The sequence below is a fragment of the Frankia gtarii genome (assembly GCF_025403375.1).
Lineage (GTDB): Bacteria > Actinomycetota > Actinomycetes > Frankiales > Frankiaceae > Frankia > Frankia gtarii.
Genome location: NZ_JAMPTM010000622.1, coordinates 1 through 478 on the forward strand (window position 1 = coordinate 1; position 478 = coordinate 478).

At 68.2% G+C, this 478-nt stretch carries 1 protein-coding gene; it reads left to right on the forward strand.

Annotated features, from left to right (window positions below; all coding sequences use genetic code 11):
• Positions 1-478, forward strand: a 478-nt coding sequence (locus NBZ83_RS34730) for a phosphoenolpyruvate carboxylase (RefSeq protein WP_261576565.1), incomplete at both ends; no start/stop codon positions are given.

A 478-nucleotide genomic window follows, 5' to 3' on the forward strand; every position in this document is an offset into this window, starting at 1 on the left:
GGCCACGAAGGCCATCAAGGCTGCCAAGCCCGCCGCCAAACCGGTGGCCAAGGCCAATGGCGCGGACGAAGCCAATGGCGCATCACTCGGCCCCACTTCCCGGCTCTCGTCGGGCATCGCCGCGGCCAAGGATCAGCCGCTGAAGGAAGACATCCGCTTTCTGGGCCGCCTGCTGGGCGACGTGCTGCGTGAACAGGAAGGTGGCGCCGCCTTCGAAACCGTCGAGACGATCCGCCAGACCGCCGTGCGTTTCCGCCGCGACGGCGACCGCCAGGCCGAGCAGGAACTCGACCGCCTGCTGAAAGCCTTGTCGCGTGAGCAAACCAACTCCGTGGTGCGCGCGTTCAGCTACTTCTCTCACCTGGCCAACATTGCCGAAGACCAGCACCACAACCGCCGCCGCCGCGTGCATGCGCTGGCGGGCTCGCCACCGCAGCCGGGCAGCATGATGCGCGCGCTGCTGTCGGTGGCCAACGAG